General features: G+C 37.9%; 16 protein-coding genes. 4 read left to right on the forward strand and 12 right to left on the reverse strand.

Annotation, left to right across the window (positions count from 1 at the left end; all coding sequences use genetic code 11):
• Positions 1-17: 17 nt before the first annotated feature.
• From hslU to rplI, 3 genes are read right to left on the reverse strand one after another with little or no spacing between them, the layout of a single operon-like run.
• Positions 18-1,340: an HslU--HslV peptidase ATPase subunit gene (gene hslU / locus LS66_RS07790; RefSeq protein WP_371414337.1), complete on the reverse strand. Its 1,323-nt coding sequence runs from the start codon at positions 1,338-1,340 to the stop codon at positions 18-20.
• A gap of 25 nt (positions 1,341-1,365) precedes the next feature.
• Positions 1,366-1,908 (reverse strand): ATP-dependent protease subunit HslV, encoded by a 543-nt coding sequence (hslV, locus tag LS66_RS07795; protein WP_011115153.1) that lies wholly within the window; start codon positions 1,906-1,908, stop codon positions 1,366-1,368.
• A 14-nt stretch (positions 1,909-1,922) separates the two neighbouring features.
• Positions 1,923-2,366, reverse strand: a complete 444-nt coding sequence (gene rplI / locus LS66_RS07800; protein WP_034367076.1) for a 50S ribosomal protein L9 — start codon at positions 2,364-2,366, stop codon at positions 1,923-1,925.
• Between the two features lie 57 nt (positions 2,367-2,423).
• On the opposite strand from rplI, the gene LS66_RS07805 reads away from it, so the two are divergent.
• Positions 2,424-3,116 (forward strand): SprT family zinc-dependent metalloprotease, encoded by a 693-nt coding sequence (locus tag LS66_RS07805; RefSeq protein ID WP_034367073.1) that lies wholly within the window; start codon positions 2,424-2,426, stop codon positions 3,114-3,116.
• A gap of 7 nt (positions 3,117-3,123) precedes the next feature.
• On the opposite strand, the gene LS66_RS07810 is transcribed toward LS66_RS07805, so the two are convergent.
• The 4 genes from LS66_RS07810 to lolA are packed head-to-tail and all read right to left on the reverse strand — an operon-like array spanning position 3,124 to position 7,761.
• The gene (locus LS66_RS07810) at positions 3,124-4,077 is read right to left on the reverse strand and encodes a hypothetical protein (protein WP_011115156.1); all 954 of its coding nucleotides are present in this window, start codon (positions 4,075-4,077) and stop codon (positions 3,124-3,126) included.
• A 9-nt stretch (positions 4,078-4,086) separates the two neighbouring features.
• Positions 4,087-5,691 (reverse strand): bifunctional anthranilate synthase component II/anthranilate phosphoribosyltransferase, encoded by a 1,605-nt coding sequence (locus LS66_RS07815; protein WP_034367070.1) that lies wholly within the window; start codon positions 5,689-5,691, stop codon positions 4,087-4,089.
• A 3-nt stretch (positions 5,692-5,694) separates the two neighbouring features.
• Positions 5,695-7,194 carry an anthranilate synthase component I family protein gene (locus LS66_RS07820; RefSeq protein ID WP_236097006.1) on the reverse strand — a complete coding sequence of 500 codons (1,500 nt, stop codon included), beginning with the start codon at positions 7,192-7,194 and terminating at the stop codon, positions 5,695-5,697.
• 27 nt (positions 7,195-7,221) lie between these two features.
• A complete protein-coding gene (lolA, locus tag LS66_RS07825; RefSeq protein ID WP_034367064.1) occupies positions 7,222-7,761 on the reverse strand; it encodes a LolA-like outer membrane lipoprotein chaperone in 540 nt (179 codons plus the stop codon).
• Between the two features lie 117 nt (positions 7,762-7,878).
• Between lolA and secA the strand changes: the two genes are divergently transcribed.
• From secA to LS66_RS07840, 3 genes are all read left to right on the forward strand, one after another.
• Complete coding sequence (secA, locus tag LS66_RS07830) at positions 7,879-10,434, forward strand: preprotein translocase subunit SecA (protein WP_034367061.1); 2,556 nt, start codon at positions 7,879-7,881, stop codon at positions 10,432-10,434.
• On the forward strand, positions 10,435-11,688 hold the full coding sequence (locus LS66_RS07835) for an ABC transporter permease (protein ID WP_011115161.1): 1,254 nt from the start codon (positions 10,435-10,437) through the stop codon (positions 11,686-11,688).
• Positions 11,689-11,784: 96 nt separating this feature from the next.
• Positions 11,785-12,036 carry an RNA-binding protein gene (locus LS66_RS07840; RefSeq protein WP_011115162.1) on the forward strand — a complete coding sequence of 84 codons (252 nt, stop codon included), beginning with the start codon at positions 11,785-11,787 and terminating at the stop codon, positions 12,034-12,036.
• Between the two features lie 3 nt (positions 12,037-12,039).
• Here LS66_RS07840 and hypE read toward each other — a convergent pair whose 3' ends face one another.
• The 5 genes from hypE to LS66_RS07865 are packed head-to-tail and all read right to left on the reverse strand — an operon-like array spanning position 12,040 to position 16,915.
• Complete coding sequence (hypE, locus tag LS66_RS07845; RefSeq protein ID WP_034367058.1) at positions 12,040-13,047, reverse strand: hydrogenase expression/formation protein HypE; 1,008 nt, start codon at positions 13,045-13,047, stop codon at positions 12,040-12,042.
• 18 nt (positions 13,048-13,065) lie between these two features.
• Positions 13,066-14,748 carry an AAA domain-containing protein gene (locus tag LS66_RS07850; protein WP_034367055.1) on the reverse strand — a complete coding sequence of 561 codons (1,683 nt, stop codon included), beginning with the start codon at positions 14,746-14,748 and terminating at the stop codon, positions 13,066-13,068.
• A 3-nt stretch (positions 14,749-14,751) separates the two neighbouring features.
• Positions 14,752-15,867, reverse strand: a complete 1,116-nt coding sequence (gene hypD / locus LS66_RS07855) for a hydrogenase formation protein HypD (RefSeq protein ID WP_034367087.1) — start codon at positions 15,865-15,867, stop codon at positions 14,752-14,754.
• Positions 15,868-15,869: 2 nt separating this feature from the next.
• Positions 15,870-16,658, reverse strand: a complete 789-nt coding sequence (locus LS66_RS07860; protein ID WP_081947957.1) for a glycosyltransferase family 25 protein — start codon at positions 16,656-16,658, stop codon at positions 15,870-15,872.
• Positions 16,655-16,915, reverse strand: a complete 261-nt coding sequence (locus tag LS66_RS07865; protein WP_034367053.1) for a HypC/HybG/HupF family hydrogenase formation chaperone — start codon at positions 16,913-16,915, stop codon at positions 16,655-16,657. The genes LS66_RS07860 and LS66_RS07865 overlap by 4 nt, the downstream gene beginning before the upstream one ends.
• Between the last annotated feature and the right edge of the window lie 2 nt (positions 16,916-16,917).

The raw sequence follows: 16,917 nt of genomic DNA on the forward strand, positions 1-16,917 counted from the left end.
TTACTTGTTGCTTTAAACTAAAGAATATAACGTGCTAAATCAATATTTTCCACCAAATCCCCAAGACGCTCTCTTACCATATCGCCCGTGATTTCTACTTCTTTGCCTTTGTAAGTATCCACATCAAAGCTAATATCCTCTAACACGCGCTCAATAGTCGTATGCAATCGCCTTGCGCCAATATCCTCTGTGCGTTGGTTAGCATTATGTGAGAGACGTGCAAGCTCCCTAATTGCTTCATCACTAAATTCAAGCCGAATATCCTCTGTATCAAGCAAAAGCTGATATTGACGCAAAAGAGAACTTTTAGTTTGAGTGAGAATCTGATACAAACTCTCCTCATCAAGCATACTTAACTCCACGCGCAAAGGAAATCGCCCCTGCAATTCTGGAATCAAATCACTAGGCTTACTCAAATGAAATGCCCCTGCAGCAATAAATAAAATATAATCTGTCTTAATTTGCCCATATTTAGTATTGACTACACTCCCCTCAACAATAGGGAGTAAATCTCTTTGCACTCCCTCTTTACTCGGGTCTTGCCTTGAGCCATCTTTGCTCCCCACAGCAACTTTATCAATCTCATCAATGAAAATTACGCCATTTTCTTGCGCGCGCCTTAATCCTTCTGCCCTTATACTCTCTGCATCAAGCACAGATTCTATAGCTTCATAAGCAAGTGCCTCTTTGGCTTCTTTGACGCTCATTTCTTTTTTTATCTTATCTTGGCTGACATTAAGCACCTTAAAAATAGATTCTTGGACTTTTATCATATCTGGAGGCATATTTTCATCATTAAACTGCGAAATAGGTTTCTTACTTATCTCAATCTCAATCATCAAATCATCAACCTCACCCTTTATTACACGTTGCTTCATTTTGGTAAAGCTCATATCATATTCGCTTTTTTTTGCTTCACTTACGCCGCTTGGTAAAGGTGGGAGAAGCTTTTGAGTAATTTTTTCAATAATATAATCATTAATTTGCGCTTGAGCCCTCTGCCGATGCTCATTTTCTACAAGATTCACACTCGCAAGCACCAAATCCCGCACCATAGATTCTACATCACGCCCCACAAAGCCTACTTCAGTGTATTTACTTGCCTCAACCTTAACAAAAGGCAATCCCATCATTTTTGCCATACGGCGAGCAATTTCCGTTTTTCCCACACCAGTAGAACCTATCATAAGAATATTTTTAGGCGTAATTTCATCTTGCACTTCTTTATCAAGCTTTATTCGACGATAACGATTTCTTAACGCAATAGCTACTGCCTTTTTAGCATCATTTTGTCCTATAATATATCCATCAAGATATTCTACAATTTGTTTTGGTGTCATATTTTCTTTCATCTGCGCTCCAATGTTATAATTCTAAAATTTTGATGTTTGTATTTGTGTAGATACATAACTCTCCTGCAATAGCTAAAGAATGCTCTACAATCTCTCTCGGAGGTAAAGAAGCATAATTATGTAAGGCGCGCGCCGCACTCAGAGCATAATTCCCACCACTACCGATAGCGGCAATTGTGCCATCTTCTGGCTCTACTACATCGCCTGTGCCACTTAAAATATAAATATGCTCAGTATTAAGCACTATCATCATTGCTTCAAGTTTGCGCAAATATTTATCCTTGCGCCATTCTTTGCTAAATTCTAATACACTCCGCACCAAATCGCCCTTACGCCCCTCCAAAATGCGCTCAAACATATCAAAAAGGCTAAAAGCATCAGCGGTAGAACCTGCAAATCCACTTAGAATCTCTCCATTATAAAGTGTGCGGATTTTTGTTGCATTATTTTTTAGCACACAATTTCCAAAAGTTACTTGTCCATCTCCACCGATAATAGCACATTTTTTGCCATTATACTCGCCTTTATAACCAAGTATAGTTGTTGCTTCAAACATTTTGTATCCTTTTATTATTGTGCTTTAATCTCAAGTTTAAGTGTAGCGTTAATGCCCTGCCCAAGCTTGACTTGCACTTCAAAATTACCTGTATGTTTAATCGCTTGAGCAATCTCAATATGCTTCTTATCAAGGCTTACTTTGTGCTCCTCTAAAGCAAGAGCAACCTCTTCTTTTGTAATAGAACCAAAAAGCGTATCATTCGCACCTACCTTTTTATGCAGTGTGAGCGTGAGAGATTCTATTGTTTTTTTCATTTGCTGCATTTCAGCCTTTTCAAGCGCAGCAAGCTCCTCTGCTTTGCGTTGCTGGGCTTTATATTTATTGATTACCTCATTTGTAGCGCGTTGAGCCTTGCCCTTAGCGATAAGAAAATTTTGCCCATAACCATCTTTTACCTCAACAATCTCGCCCTTTTTACCAAGCCCTTGCACATTTTCCAAAAGTAGAACTTTCATATTTTCTCCATTGCGTTATAATTGCGATGTGAAATTATAACTAAAAGTGGCAATATTATGTTAAAAGCTTTGAAAGATTCTTATCCATTTGCCCGCGCAATTCATATTCAGCACAAAGCCATTAAGTATCCTCGCTTGATTATCAAAGCCGATTTATCCTTATTTGTGCGTGTGCCACTTAGATTCCCTATGCAAGAATTACAAGCCTTTATCCGCAAACACCACAAATGGATAGAATCCACTCTTTTAAAACTCCACGATTGCAACGCACACACACAAAGCATTTTACAAGCCCATAGCGATGAGATTCTTATCTTTGGCTCTTGGCAAAGATTATCCTCCTTAACCTCATTCTATTCACACGCTCAATCTCTCCTCACCTTATCACCACAGAATCTAAAAGCACCACTTAAATCCATACTTTTGGATTATATCTGCTCTCGTGCGCCTCAAATCGCTGCGACTATGGGAGTGCAATATCAAAGTATCAAAATTACAAATGCTCTTACTCGCTTTGGGAGCTGCACCTATGATAATCGTTTGTTTTTCTCTTTTATGCTTATTTTTGCGCCAAAAGAGCTCATTGATTATGTCATTATCCACGAGCTCGCACATATTCGTTACAAAAACCATTCACAGGATTTTTGGGATTTTGTGCAAAGATATTGTCCAAATGCTAAAACTCATCGTGCACAACTACGCAAACACGCTAAATTCTACCCTGCTTTATTACAAAGACTTTCTTTATAAATCTTTTTTATTTTCCTAGTCTCCGCAACCTCTTTTCCGCTCCATCAAAGAACATAAGTTTTATTTGTGAAGTATGAATATAACCTATGATTGCTTTATGCACATCTTTTATACGAGGTGGAAAATACAACACTTTTATCCATTTATCATTTGCATTATTAAAAGAAAATTTCTTATCAATGAAATACTGCCAAGATTTGCGTGTATTATAAATACCAATAATCAATACATCTTCTTTATCTTTCGTATAAATGCGCTCTAAAATCTTACCATTTGGAGTTTCTCGCAGATTCACAAACTCATCTGTTACGCTTATCTCATAACCTGTTAGTCCTAGCATCAATACATTTTCATACGCGTCTCTATTACTTGGTTTTTCAGAGATTTTTTTGATAGTGAGATTTGACACATTGATTTTATCATAACTGCCACCACTACAAACGTGACGCTCATATTTAAGTGCTACTAAATCGCTATGTGGCACAATATTTCCTGCACTATCACCATCAAATATAACACGTTCCTTTCTATTTTCTATTTCAAAACTCACTTGAAATCTCACCTCGCCAAGCAATCCATCTAAAAACCATTTGGGCAAAAGATTCTCTATTTGTTTTATATCCTTATCTGCCACACTTAAACGCGCGGTTTGTAAAAATGAAAAACCACTTCTTTTTGGATAAAAGATTGAGGACATCGTTTCATTGTCACTACACTCACTAGGTTCTATGTTTGCAAAAACAATTTCACCGCTTAAGCTCAAAGGCTTTATAAGCTTGTAATATGCATAGGAATCTCCTGCTGCGTCATTATTACCCTTGCAAAGTTGTGTCTTGCCATTGAGCTGCCCCCAATTACAACCCTCCAAAAGCTTAAAATATGTAGAATCTACCTCATCGTTTGCCACCAAAAAACTAAAAGCAAAACAAAAACCCACAATAACCTTAAGCAAACCCTTCATTAATTCCTCCTATTGATTTGATAATCTCACAAATTCCTCTAGTATAGCAAAAACGCGTTTAGATTCTATAATGTCTCTTGCTAAAAAATATCCCTCTTTGATACTCTGCGCTTTATCTGCAAGGTATAACGCTGCACCGGTATTAAGTGCAACAAGCTGCGTTTTAGGAGAGCATAATGACTGGGGTGAAGCAGAAAAAATATCAAGGCTAATGCGCTTATTTTCCTGCACATCTCCTCCACAAAGCTCTGTATAAGGGACAAAATCAAGCCCTATCTCACTTGGATTAAATACATAGCTTTTAATCACACCATTATTGAGCTCTGTAATTTGTGTGGGTGCGCAAAGCGAAATTTCATCATAATAATCAAATCCGCTTACAACCATTGCCCTTTTTATACCCAAAATATCAAGTGCGCGCGCCATAATCTCGGTATATGCCTTATCAAATACACCAATAAATTGATGTGTAACATTGGCAGGATTTGCTAGAGGACCGATAAGATTAAAAGCTGTCTTAAAGCCTAGTGTTGCCCTTGCAGGAGCAGCAAATCGCATAGCAGCGTGAAACTTTTGAGCAAACAAAAATGTAATACCAATATTTTTATAAACATCAATACAAGTTTGCACCTCCATATTGATATTTACGCCAAGTGCGCTTAGCAAATCTGCCGAACCAGACTTTGAAGTAATCGCCCTGTTGCCGTGTTTGATAATCTTTACTCCAGCAGCTGCAAGAAGCAATGCACTTGTGGTAGATACATTAAAGGTTTTATGAGGAGAGCCTCCTGTGCCTACCATATCAAGACGCACCTCATTGCTTAGTGGTAAAGGAAAGGCAATGGCTTTTTTCTTCAATACACTTGCAAATCCCGCTAACTCCTCCGCATTCACGCCTTTAATCTCAAGGCTTGTCAAAATACTGCCAATTTGCGCATCACTCATATTGCCTTCTGTAATTTCGTCCATTACATCATAGGCTTGTTTAAAGCTAAGATTTTCACCCTTTAGAGTGCTTTTGAGATATTGCTTGATAGGAATAATCTCACGCGTATAGTGCAAGAAATTTAAAAGCATTTTCTCACCCTCTGTTGTGCCAATAGATTCAGGGTGGAATTGCACGCCCACAAGATGATGAATCTTATGTTCAATCGCCATAATTTCTCCATCTTCACTCCACGCACTCACTTCAAAGCAATCAGGTAACTCATTTGCCTTGCCTACAAGTGAATGATAACGCACAATAGGCGTAAGTGGTGTGATATGCCTAAAAAGCCCTTTTTGGTTATGATGAAGCGGTTCAACTTTGCCGTGTGCAATATTTTTGGCATTGACAATATCCATACCAAAAGCTGCCATAATCGCTTGATGTCCTAGACAGATTCCTAAAATGGGATACACACCTTGAAACTCCTGCACGATTTGGATAGAAATACCCGCTTCTTTTGGTGTTTTTGGACCAGGACCAATAATGATATATTGAGGATTTAACTCTCTTATTTCTTCAATACTTATCTTATCACTGCGCACTACCTTTATAGGAAAGCCAAAGCGATAAAATGCCTGATAAATATTATAAGTAAAAGAATCATAATTATCAATGAGCAAAATCATCATTTATTCCTTGTCTATATTAAACATATCAAGCTGTGATCGGACTTTATTTTGTGTCTCCATATACTCCGCACTTGGAATAGAATCTTGCACCACACCCGCACCAGAGCGCATATAATACATACCATTTTGATATACTGCGGTGCGAATAGCAATAGCAAAATCCATATCTTCATCATAAGTAAAATATCCTATTGCCCCACCATATATACCTCTGGCGTGAGATTCTAAAGATTCAATAGTTTTAATTGCTTGTATTTTTGGCGCACCACTAAGTGTCCCTGCAGGGAAAACAGATTTAAACACATCATTTTTAGTAAAATGTTTAGAATCTAGCTCACCTTGCACTTCAGATACAATGTGCATAACGCGCGAATATCGCTCAATTTTATTACGTGCTAAAACTTTCACTCCTCCACCCACACTCACTTTACCCGCATCATTACGCGCCAAATCAAGCAACATTAAATGTTCTGCATTTTCTTTTTCATCATTTAAAAGCTCTGTTTCAAGCTCCAAATCTTGTGCTACACTCTCACCCCTAGGGCGTGTGCCTGCGATTGGGCGAAGTGTAAAAAATGATTTACCTTGTTTGGTTTTAAGCCTTAACATAATCTCCGGACTCGCTCCAAGTATCACAAAATCATCAAAATTATAATAAAACATATAAGGACTAGGGTTTTGATGGCGTAAATTCCGATAGGCTTGAAGCGGAGAAAGTGAAGAGCGAATCTGCATATATTGACTTGGCACACATTGGAGTAAATTTCCCGCATAAATTGCCTTTTTGATTGCCTCTACCATAGATTCATATTCTTGCTGCGAAGTAGCACTCACACACTCAAAATCTGATTTTTGCATAGAATCTAATCCATTTTGTGGCACTAAAGTGGTAAGACTATGTGCAATATGCTCTATTCGCTGCTTAGTTGAGTGCTCTTCTCTCTCGTGTGCATATCCAACACTCACAATATGTAGCCTATCAAAAAGATGATCAAAGATTAAAAAATCTCGTCCAAAGATAAATGCACATTCAGGCGCATTATAGAGGGGGGGATTCTTAAATGTTACCTCTTCAATCTCTGCAAAAAATTCATAACCGATATATCCTGCTCCGCCAAGAGGTAAAGGTAAATGAGCAGGAATACTATCAGTAGGATTTGGTGCAAGAGTGCGCACAAGAGCGAGAGATTCTAAAAAACCAGCTTTATGTGTGGGAGGTAGAGAAATAGAATCTAGTGGCGTATAGTCTGCTAAAGCCTCATATAAAGGGATTTTTTGCCCTTGCGTATAAAGAAAATGTGCACCACATTCTTTGTAGATTCTAAAAGCTTCGTTTAAAATCACAATGGAAAATCTATCTTTGCCTGTTTCGTTATAAGCAGATTCTAAAAGCACTTTTGCATTCAGTGAGCCAAGCACTGCCAAAGGGGTAAGATTATCGCACAATATTTCTTTATGAGCTATTGAGGCTATGCGTGAATTGCTAAAATCAAACATCATTTTTCCTTAAAACCATCGCATCATACTTTAACGCGAATGCAACTCAACTATCTCCACGCCTTGAGGCGGCACAAAAACAAATTTTTTATCACTGATAACCCCATTGAGCTTGACATTTTTTAGTTTGAGCGTTGTTTTTACGCCCATAGAATCTACAAATTCAATGCGTTCTGGCTTTTGTGCTTTATCTATAAAAAGCACATATTCTATACCATCAACTTTCGTATGATATGTGCCATCATTATGCTTTTTAGCGGATTTAAGGATAGAGAGAAAATCTGCTTTATCCTTTAAGCGTGAATGGCTTACTTGCTCTAAACGCGGTTCATACATAATAACTTCATTTTTATTCATATAAATTTCTTTTTGCAAAGGCGCTTTATAATCCCATTTAACCTTACTTGGCATTTTTCCTATGATATGTCCCTCATAACGAGTAGGCACACCATCTTCGTTCACAGCAATCTGTTCAAAATCCGCTTCTATGCTCTGTAAATTCTCGCCCCACGCAAAAAGTGTCATACATAAGCTAGTAAATACAAGCACATAACGCCTTAAAACTTCCATTATCTTATCCTTAAGTCTAAAATTTAAGAGCAAGATTTTACCGAAAGTATGCTAAAATTATGCCCAATTTTTCAAGGTTTATTCCGCTAAACCCAATTTTGCTAAAAAGGCTTATCTATGTTGCAAACTCTTATTTCAAAATTTCTTGGCTCACGCAACAATAAACTCATTAAACATTATCTTAAAGAAGTCCAAGCCATTAATGCTTTAGAATCTACTTACAATACTCTAAGTGATGCACAACTGCAAGAGGCTTTTATGCAATTAAGAAAACTTATCCAAAATGGGGAAACCTCACTTCAATCAATTCTGCATAAAAGCTTTGCAATCACACGCGAAGCAAGCAAAAGAGTGCTAGGTATGCGGCATTTTGATGTGCAACTTATCGGTGGTATGGCACTTAATGATGGACGTATCGCTGAAATGAAAACAGGAGAGGGCAAAACGCTTGTGGCAACTCTTGCAGTATGTCTTAATGCACTCTGTGGCAGGGGTGTGCACGTTGTAACAGTTAATGATTATCTTGCCAATAGAGATGCCAAAGAATTAGAACCACTTTATAATTTTCTGGGCTTTGAAGTAGGTATTATTACAAGTGAAGTCCGCGATGATAATGAACGTTTGCAAGCATATGCGTGTGATATTGTTTATGGCACAAATAATGAATTTGGCTTTGATTATTTGCGAGACAATATGAAATATGACCTTTCTCAAAAAGTGCAAGGAGAGCACTATTTTGCGATTATTGACGAGGTAGATTCTATCCTTATTGATGAAGCACGCACACCTCTTATCATCTCTGGACCTGTTAATCGCACACTTGAACACTACCAACTCGCCAATAGCGTAGCTCAAAGGCTCAAAAACGAAGAAGATTTTAGCATTGATGAAAAAAATCGCGTTATTCTCCTCAATGAAGAAGGCATTAAAAAGGCTGAGAGTCTTTTTAAAGTAGATAATCTTTATAGTATTGAAAATGCTGCACTCTCTCATCATCTTGACCAAGCACTCAAGGCAAATTATCTTTTTATTAAAGACAAAGACTATGTTGTGCAAAATGATGAAGTAGTCATTGTTGATGAATTCACAGGGCGTTTAAGTGAAGGCAGACGATTTAGTGAGGGATTACATCAAGCAATTGAGGCAAAAGAAAAGGTTGATATTAAAGAGGAAAGTCAAACACTTGCAGATATTACTTTCCAAAATTATTTTCGTCTTTATGAAAAGCTCTCTGGTATGACAGGTACAGCGCAAACAGAAGCAAGTGAATTTTTGCAAATTTACAACCTTGAAGTAGTGAGTATTCCTACAAATGTCCCTGTGCAGCGCAAAGACCTCAATGACCTTATTTATAAAAGTGAGAAAGAGAAATTTAATGCTGTTATTGACAAGATTCAAGAGCTTTACAAAAAAGGGCAGCCTGTCCTTGTAGGAACTGCAAGTATTGAAAAAAGTGAGATTCTCCACGAACTTCTTAAAAAACATAGAATCCCTCACACTGTCTTAAATGCCAAACAGCACACCAAAGAAGCCGAAATTATTAAAGACGCTGGAGTAAAAGGCGCAGTAACAATCGCTACAAATATGGCAGGACGCGGTGTAGATATTAAAATCAACGACGAAATACGCGAACTTGGCGGATTATATATTATTGGGACAGAGCGACACGAAAGCCGCCGCATTGATAACCAATTACGCGGAAGAGCTGGGCGACAAGGCGACCCGGGCATTAGTCAATTCTATTTGAGCCTTGAAGATTCGCTACTTAGAATCTTTGGGAGCGATAAGATTAAGGGCATTATGGAGCGTCTTGGGCTTAAAGAGGGCGAACATATAGAATCTGGACTTGTTACGCGTTCAGTAGAAAGTGCGCAAAAAAAGGTAGAAAATCTCCATTTTGAATCACGCAAGCATTTGCTTGAATATGATGATGTTGCTAATGAGCAACGCAAAGCTGTATATAAACTACGTAACGAATTGCTTGATGAAAATTGCTCATTGCAAGAGCGAATTAGCACTAATCGCGAACTCACTGCGCAATCTATGCTTTATAAAGCCCAAATTTTACCCGGCGATGAAAGCAGTAATTTCAATATAGATTCACTCAAAGCACAAGTCAATGAAGAGCTTGGGCTTGAGATTGGAAATTGTGAGAATCTTGATTATGATGAATTACTTGAAAAACTCATTACGCAAATGAATACAGCCTACGAGGAAAAAATGTCAAAACTTGAAGAATCTCAACGCGCCCAAATTGAACGTATTATTTACTTACAAGTGCTTGATAGCTCGTGGCGGGAACATCTTTACACAATGGATAATCTTAAAACAGGCATAGGGCTTCGCGGGTATAATCAAAAAGACCCGCTCGTTGAATACAAAAAAGAAAGTTATAATCTTTTCTTAGAATTTGTAGAGAATCTTAAATTTGAAACAACTAAAATGCTACAAATTATCCAATTAAGAGACAAAGAAGAGGAAGTAGCAAATAAAATGATAAAAAATTTGCAAGATGAACTTGAAGAAAACTTGCAAGATTTAAATACCAATATGGATTCTACACCTGTGCGAAAGAACAAAATTGCACGCAATGACCCTTGTCCTTGCGGTAGTGGCAAAAAATACAAAGTATGCCACGGCAAAAGCGGACCTAAAAGTGGATTGCTTGCATAAATGAAAACACTTATTTTTTATCTCTTGCCCCGTTATTTACGTTTTGACAAAACACAACCTTTCATTTCTATCACGGCGCTCTTAGCATTTTTTGGTGTGGGTATTGGCGTTATGGTGCTTTGTGTGGCAATGGCTATTATGAATGGTATGACAAAAGAATTTGAACGCAAACTCTCTATTATGAACTATCCTCTAAGCATATATTCTACTACCTATGAGGGTGTAGATGCAAATATACTTCAGGCACTCAAAGCGCATTTTCCTCAATTTCTTTTTAGTCCTTATTTGCGTTATCAAGCTGTGGGCAAAATAGGCAATACAATGAGTGCAGCTATGGTTTTTGGTGTAGATATGCAAGCAGAATCCCAAATCAATGCTGTTGTCAAAAAAGCTTTTAAAACTTCTCAAAATTCCGATACGGAATTTAAAAAAAATATTGAATCTTTTATGCAAAAAGAGTTTTCTATTCTTATAGGAAAAAGTATGGAGGAAAATTTCGGATTAGAATCTGGCGATAAACTTGATTTATTTTTTACCCAACTTGAACCATCAGGATTTAGCTACACACCTATTAATAAACGTTTTAGTATTGCAGGATTCTTTGAATCTGGTTTGAGAGCGTATGATGAAGCTTATGTATATACAAATTTAAGCGCATTACAAAAGATTCGCCATCTTAATGAGGGCATATATGATGGGATTCACATATACACACCAAATCCTATGCAAGATATTCATAGCATTAGCGATTTTCTTAACACACAATTTCCCTATCGCGCTGGAGTTGAGGGCTGGTGGCAACAAAATGGCAATTTTTTCTCGGCGTTAGAGCTTGAAAAACGCGCACTTTTTATTGTGCTTATGCTTATCATTGTAATGGCTGCTCTTAATATCATTAGCTCTTTACTTATGGTTGTAATGAATCGCCGCAAAGAAATTGCTCTGCTCCTCTCGCTTGGAGCAAGTAGGCAAGAGATTAAAAGTATATTTTTTTGGGTGGGAAATACTATCGGTTTAAGTGGTATAGCGCTTGGGATTATTCTCACAGGTATAGCAATGTATGTGCTTGATACTTTCCCCATTATCTCGCTTCCCGCAGATGTATATGGTAGCTCTAAGTTACCGCTAGACTTATCTTTGATTGACTTCTTGCTTACAATTATAGGGGCAATTTTTATCGTATGCCTTTCCTCTTATTATCCTGCGAGAAAAGCTTCCTTAGTAGATACCTTGCAAGTTTTACGCAATGAATAATGCAATAGTATCTTTTTAAGAAACTTATAAGTAAATAAATCGTAGCATACAAGGACGTCCTTAAAGTTGGGGGTTAGTTATTTTTTAGGAGTTGCTTTGAAAACACTTTATGTAGGAAACTTGGTTTATGCAGTTACACGTGATGAGGTTCAGGATCTTTTCTCCCAATTCGGTGAAGTTTTTTCTGTTAAACTTATTAATGATAGGGAGAGTGGTAAGCCAAAAGGCTTTGGTTTTGTAGAAATGGACGATGAAGCTGCACCTAAAGCTATTGACGCGCTCAATGAAAAAGATTTTCGTGGTCGCAACCTTCGTGTAAATGAAGCAAGACCACGTGAGCAATTCTAAAGCCTAGCAGATTCTAGGGAGTAACTCGCCTTGTGGATATTCCACATATCGTTTTCCACCCCACGCATTGCATAAAATAACATGTGCTTGATTTATATCCTGCACCTTGCGTGATATATGTCCGATGACACAAGCGTGTGTGCCAAGTGGGTGAGATTTGAGCAGTGATAACACTTTTTTGCTTTCATTTGGTGGCACAGCCATTACACATACTCCCTCATTTGCTAAACTTAATGCTTCAAGCCCTAAAATCTCACATACACCCCGAACTTGTTGTAACACAGGAATACTCTCCTCTGTAAGTATTATTTCCACACTCGCTGCCCTACTCCATTCATTGAGCACCGCAGCCAATCCTCCTCTTGTCGCATCACGCATTGTGTGTATATGACAATCTCTCACAGATTCTATCATCGGATAAAGTTGCGCGCAATCACTTTGTAAATCACTTTGCAGTGCAACCTCATTCCGTGTGCAAAATATTACTGCTCCGTGTGCTCCGATAGGTGCACTCACAATAATCTCATCACCCTCTTGTATATTTCTCACACGCCAATCCGCATACAGCTCTCCTATAGCAGTTGTATTGATGTAGATTCTATCTGCTACACCCTTTGGCACGACCTTTGTATCTCCAGAGAGAATCTTCAAATTCGTCTTTTGAGCCTCTGATTTGATAGAATGTAAGATTTGCTCTAATTGCGCTTTTTTCATACCTTCTTCCAAAATCAATCCAAGTGAGATATAGCGCGGTTTTGCACCTCTCATTGTTATATCGTTACTTGAGCCACATACACAAAGTTTGCCAATATCGCCTCCAGGAAAAAATATCGGGCTTACTACATAGCTATCCGTGCTTAGGGCTATTTTTCCTTTTAAATCACACACTCCAGCATCTTCCCCACCATCTACGATTATTTCTCCTAAAATCTTATATATAACTTCCTCAATGAGTGCGTTAGATTCTACCCCTCCGCTGCCTTGTGAGAGGGTAATATACTGCTCTTTCATTGCTACTCCTTTTTACATTCAAAGATTATTGATTTTTTTAGCACGTTGCAAAATCGCCCAAATCAGTTGCCCTTGCTGTGCATTCCAAAAAGCATAATCACATACAATAAAAAGCCGCTTTTTAGTGCGCGAAATCGCCACATTTAATGCATAGAGTGCGTGAGTTTGACGAGAATCTGTGAGATGATAATGCAAACTCACAGGAGAGAAAATCACATTATCAAATTCCTGTCCTTGAGAACTATGAATAGTGAAGATTCTCTCTCTTGACATTTGGCGTATAAGCCGCTGTCTCTGCTTGATAAATGGTGTAATCACTGCAAAATCTTCACCCTTGAGCTTTGCACAAAGCTGCTCACACGCACGCGCTTCGCTCTCACTCAAACGCCTATCCTGCTCGCTTTTACTTCCACTATCAAACACAAGAATCTCCATTTGTTCATCATTGCCCTTTAAACCCATACGATAAATATATTCATCAAGAATGTGAGCAAGATTGTTACCATAACGATGTGTCTTACTTAGCTTACTCATACGCATAAAGGCAAATGGAGGTATATCACAGGTTTGCTGATATTGCTTTATAATCTCCTTTATAGGTGTGCCTTGACAAAGAGATTCTAAAAAAAGTGCAGAGAGATTCCATATATACGCATTCTCATTTTCTGCTCTCATAAGTTCATTAGGAGGCATTTCACATACAGGAGAGAGTTGTTTATGATCACCAAAAAACGAAAGAGGTGTGCTATCAATGCACAATGCACAAGTCTTAATTAGCGGTGCATAGGCACATTCATCTAAAAAAATATGATGAAATTTAAGCTCTAAATTCTCATAGCGTTTAATAAATCCATCAAGTGTTACGCCCACGACAAAGGCATTTTTAAGACGAGTTTTAAGCGTATCTTGGAAATTAAACAAATTTGTTGCGTTTTTTTGCTGCAATATGCTCGGGTCGCAAGTTTGTGGAAATTCATTCATATAGCGCAATGTAGGTGTGCCTAATCGCAAAATATTCTTACGCTCTAATCCTAAAGCATCAAATTGCTTAATGAGCGTGCGCAAAACCTGCTCTAACGCATTATTTGTAGTAGCGACAACTGCCACTCTTTTACCTTGTTGGATATAATACAAAAGTGCCTCAAAAAGCACTGCTTGAGTTTTACCTGTGCCAGGAGGTCCCCATACATAACTTAGGGGATTTGTGAGCACCATAGATAAAGCTTGATTTTGCTCATCGCTTAAATGTGCAATATGGGGTATTTCATTAGATGTAATAGATTTGGGCAGGGTAACCCTATGTCCATATTTACTAAAAAAATCCTCTACATTTTTAACTAAAAATTTCAAATCACTAAAAAGTGAAAATGCAATATTATCTTTTTTCGCCTTTGTGAAAATTGCCACAATATGAGGCAATAAAGAAAGATAAAGCACCTTTTGTTTTTCATCATAAAAACGAGATTCTATCTCTTCTCCCTCCGCAATACTATAAAACTCCTTATCCACACGCAAGAGCAAAGCGCCGCCAAGCTTTAAATCCATATCTATCACATTACCCTTAAGCCAAAGCACTAATTCATCATTGCTTAATTCATAGCGCGTAATAGCAATTTCACTTAAACCCAAATCATTATTATCCAAATACTCATAATACCGCTGTGCAGATTCTACAAGGATTTCTCGCAAAGATGTATTCATTGGCTACATCACACCACCATATTTATAATACGCTGCACACGCTCCCTCACTACTTACCATACAGCTTCCCAATGGATTACTTGGTGTGCAAGCTTTGCCAAATACTTTGCAATCAAGCGGTTTTGCTACGCCTCGCAAAATATCTCCACAGCGACACGCCTTATTATCAGGGATTGATTCTTTACTTAAAATGCTTTCAAAGAGGATTTCAGCATCTAAAAATGCGTATTCCTCTCTTAATTTCAATGCAGAATGTGCTATGTGTCCAAGCCCTCGCCATTCAAAGCTCTCTCTTGTTTGAAAATACTTTTCCACCATTGCTTGAGCCTTAAGATTGCCCTCCATACTTACAACGCGCTTATATTGAATCTCAAGTTCACTCCTATTGCCTACCCTTTGCTTTAAAATCTCATAAATACTTTCCATCATATCCACAGGTTCAAATCCACTTACTACGATAGGCATATTAAATGAGTGCATAATATCTACATAAATTTTTGCCCCACTTATCACACTTACGTGAGAGGGAGCAATAAGTGTATTTACACGACAATGCTTAGAATCTAAAATTGCCTTTACAGGCGGGGGCACAAGCACGTGATTAATATGAAAAAACACATTTGTAAGCTTTGATTGCACTACCCTTTCTATCAATGCAGCACTCATAGGAGTAGTCGTCTCAAAGCCAATGGCAAAAAATACGATGCGCTTAAGCGGATTCTCTTTTGCAATACTGAGCACCTCAAAAGGTGAATACAAAAAGCGTACATCAGCTCCTTTAGCCCTTGCATCTGCTAGGCTTCCATTGCTACCGGGAATCTTTATCATATCTCCAAGTGTGAGTAAAATCACATCTTTTTGCATAGCAATTTCATAGGCTTGATTAATGCGATTTTTAGGCATTACGCATACAGGACAACCTGGTCCGTGTATAAACTCAATATTTTTTGGAAGCAAATGTTGCAATCCATAGCGCATAATCGTATGCGTATGTCCTCCGCACACCTCCATAATATAAAGTGGCTCACTCAATGATTGTGCAAGATTTTTAATGCGTTTGGCATAAGCAAGAATCACATCTTTATCACGGAAATTTTCAATGAGGTTAAATGGTTTTATATCTAATGATTTTTTGCACTTAAGCACTTATATACCCCCCCCCCCGAAGAATCTAAAGCCTCTTTTGGCATAAGAAGGCTTTTTCTGTTAAATGTCAAAAATATTAATCGCTTTAACTGAAAATATAATCTTGTGCATTCTCGCACTATTTTTAAATATAATGGTGGCTTACTCCATCGCCCTGCAATTGTAGTCTCTGTCTCCATTGTTCCTAAAACTGGCTTTATGCAAATAATAGGAATATGATGAATATAAAACATATCCATATAGTCATCTACTGGGCGATACCAAGTTTTTGCAGATGTTATAAAACCTTGAGCACCAATGGGTGTAAGATAATAACCTTGCGTTCCTGTTACTTGGGAAAAAGTAATATAAAACTCATTAGGCAAGACAAAAGCCTTTACCTTATCCTCCAAAAATGTTAATCGCACATACACATATTCACTTTTGCTTATACGCGTGAGTTCTGTCCAAAAATGCTCTAAAATCATAACATCATCTTCAAGCACTATAATAGGTTCATTAAGATCTACGCATTTTTGCCACAGGCTATAATGACTTGCAAAACACGCCCTCTCTCCATCGCTCATCTCTTTTCCGCGAAAGGCAATACTTGCACCTTTGGAGTATTGACTAAAGGCGAGGTGCTCCCCTTTTTGTCCATCAATAGCATCAAAAAATATAATCTCAAATTGCGCTCTTTGCTGCTCGCTCATTTGTGCAAATTGCTGCTGCATAAACTCTTTACGCTCACTTGCGCGTTTAAGATTAATGATAAAAATTTTCATTTATTTGCCTCTATGCGCTCATTCTCTTCTTCTTGCATTGATTGCAAAATCTGCTCATATAGTCTCAAACTCTCTCTGGCACTCTCCTCATCAATTTTACTCATCACATAACCAATATGCAAAAGCACCCAATCTCCTATATTTATGCTCTCATTTAATAAATCCAAACTCGCCTCACGGCTCACGCCTAATGTATCTACAACTGCCATATTATTGTCTTTTATCTCTACGACTTTAGAGGGAATAGCCAAACACATTC

Origin of the sequence: Helicobacter sp. MIT 03-1614 (assembly GCF_000762925.2) — a bacterium.
Lineage (GTDB): Bacteria > Campylobacterota > Campylobacteria > Campylobacterales > Helicobacteraceae > Helicobacter_C > Helicobacter_C hepaticus.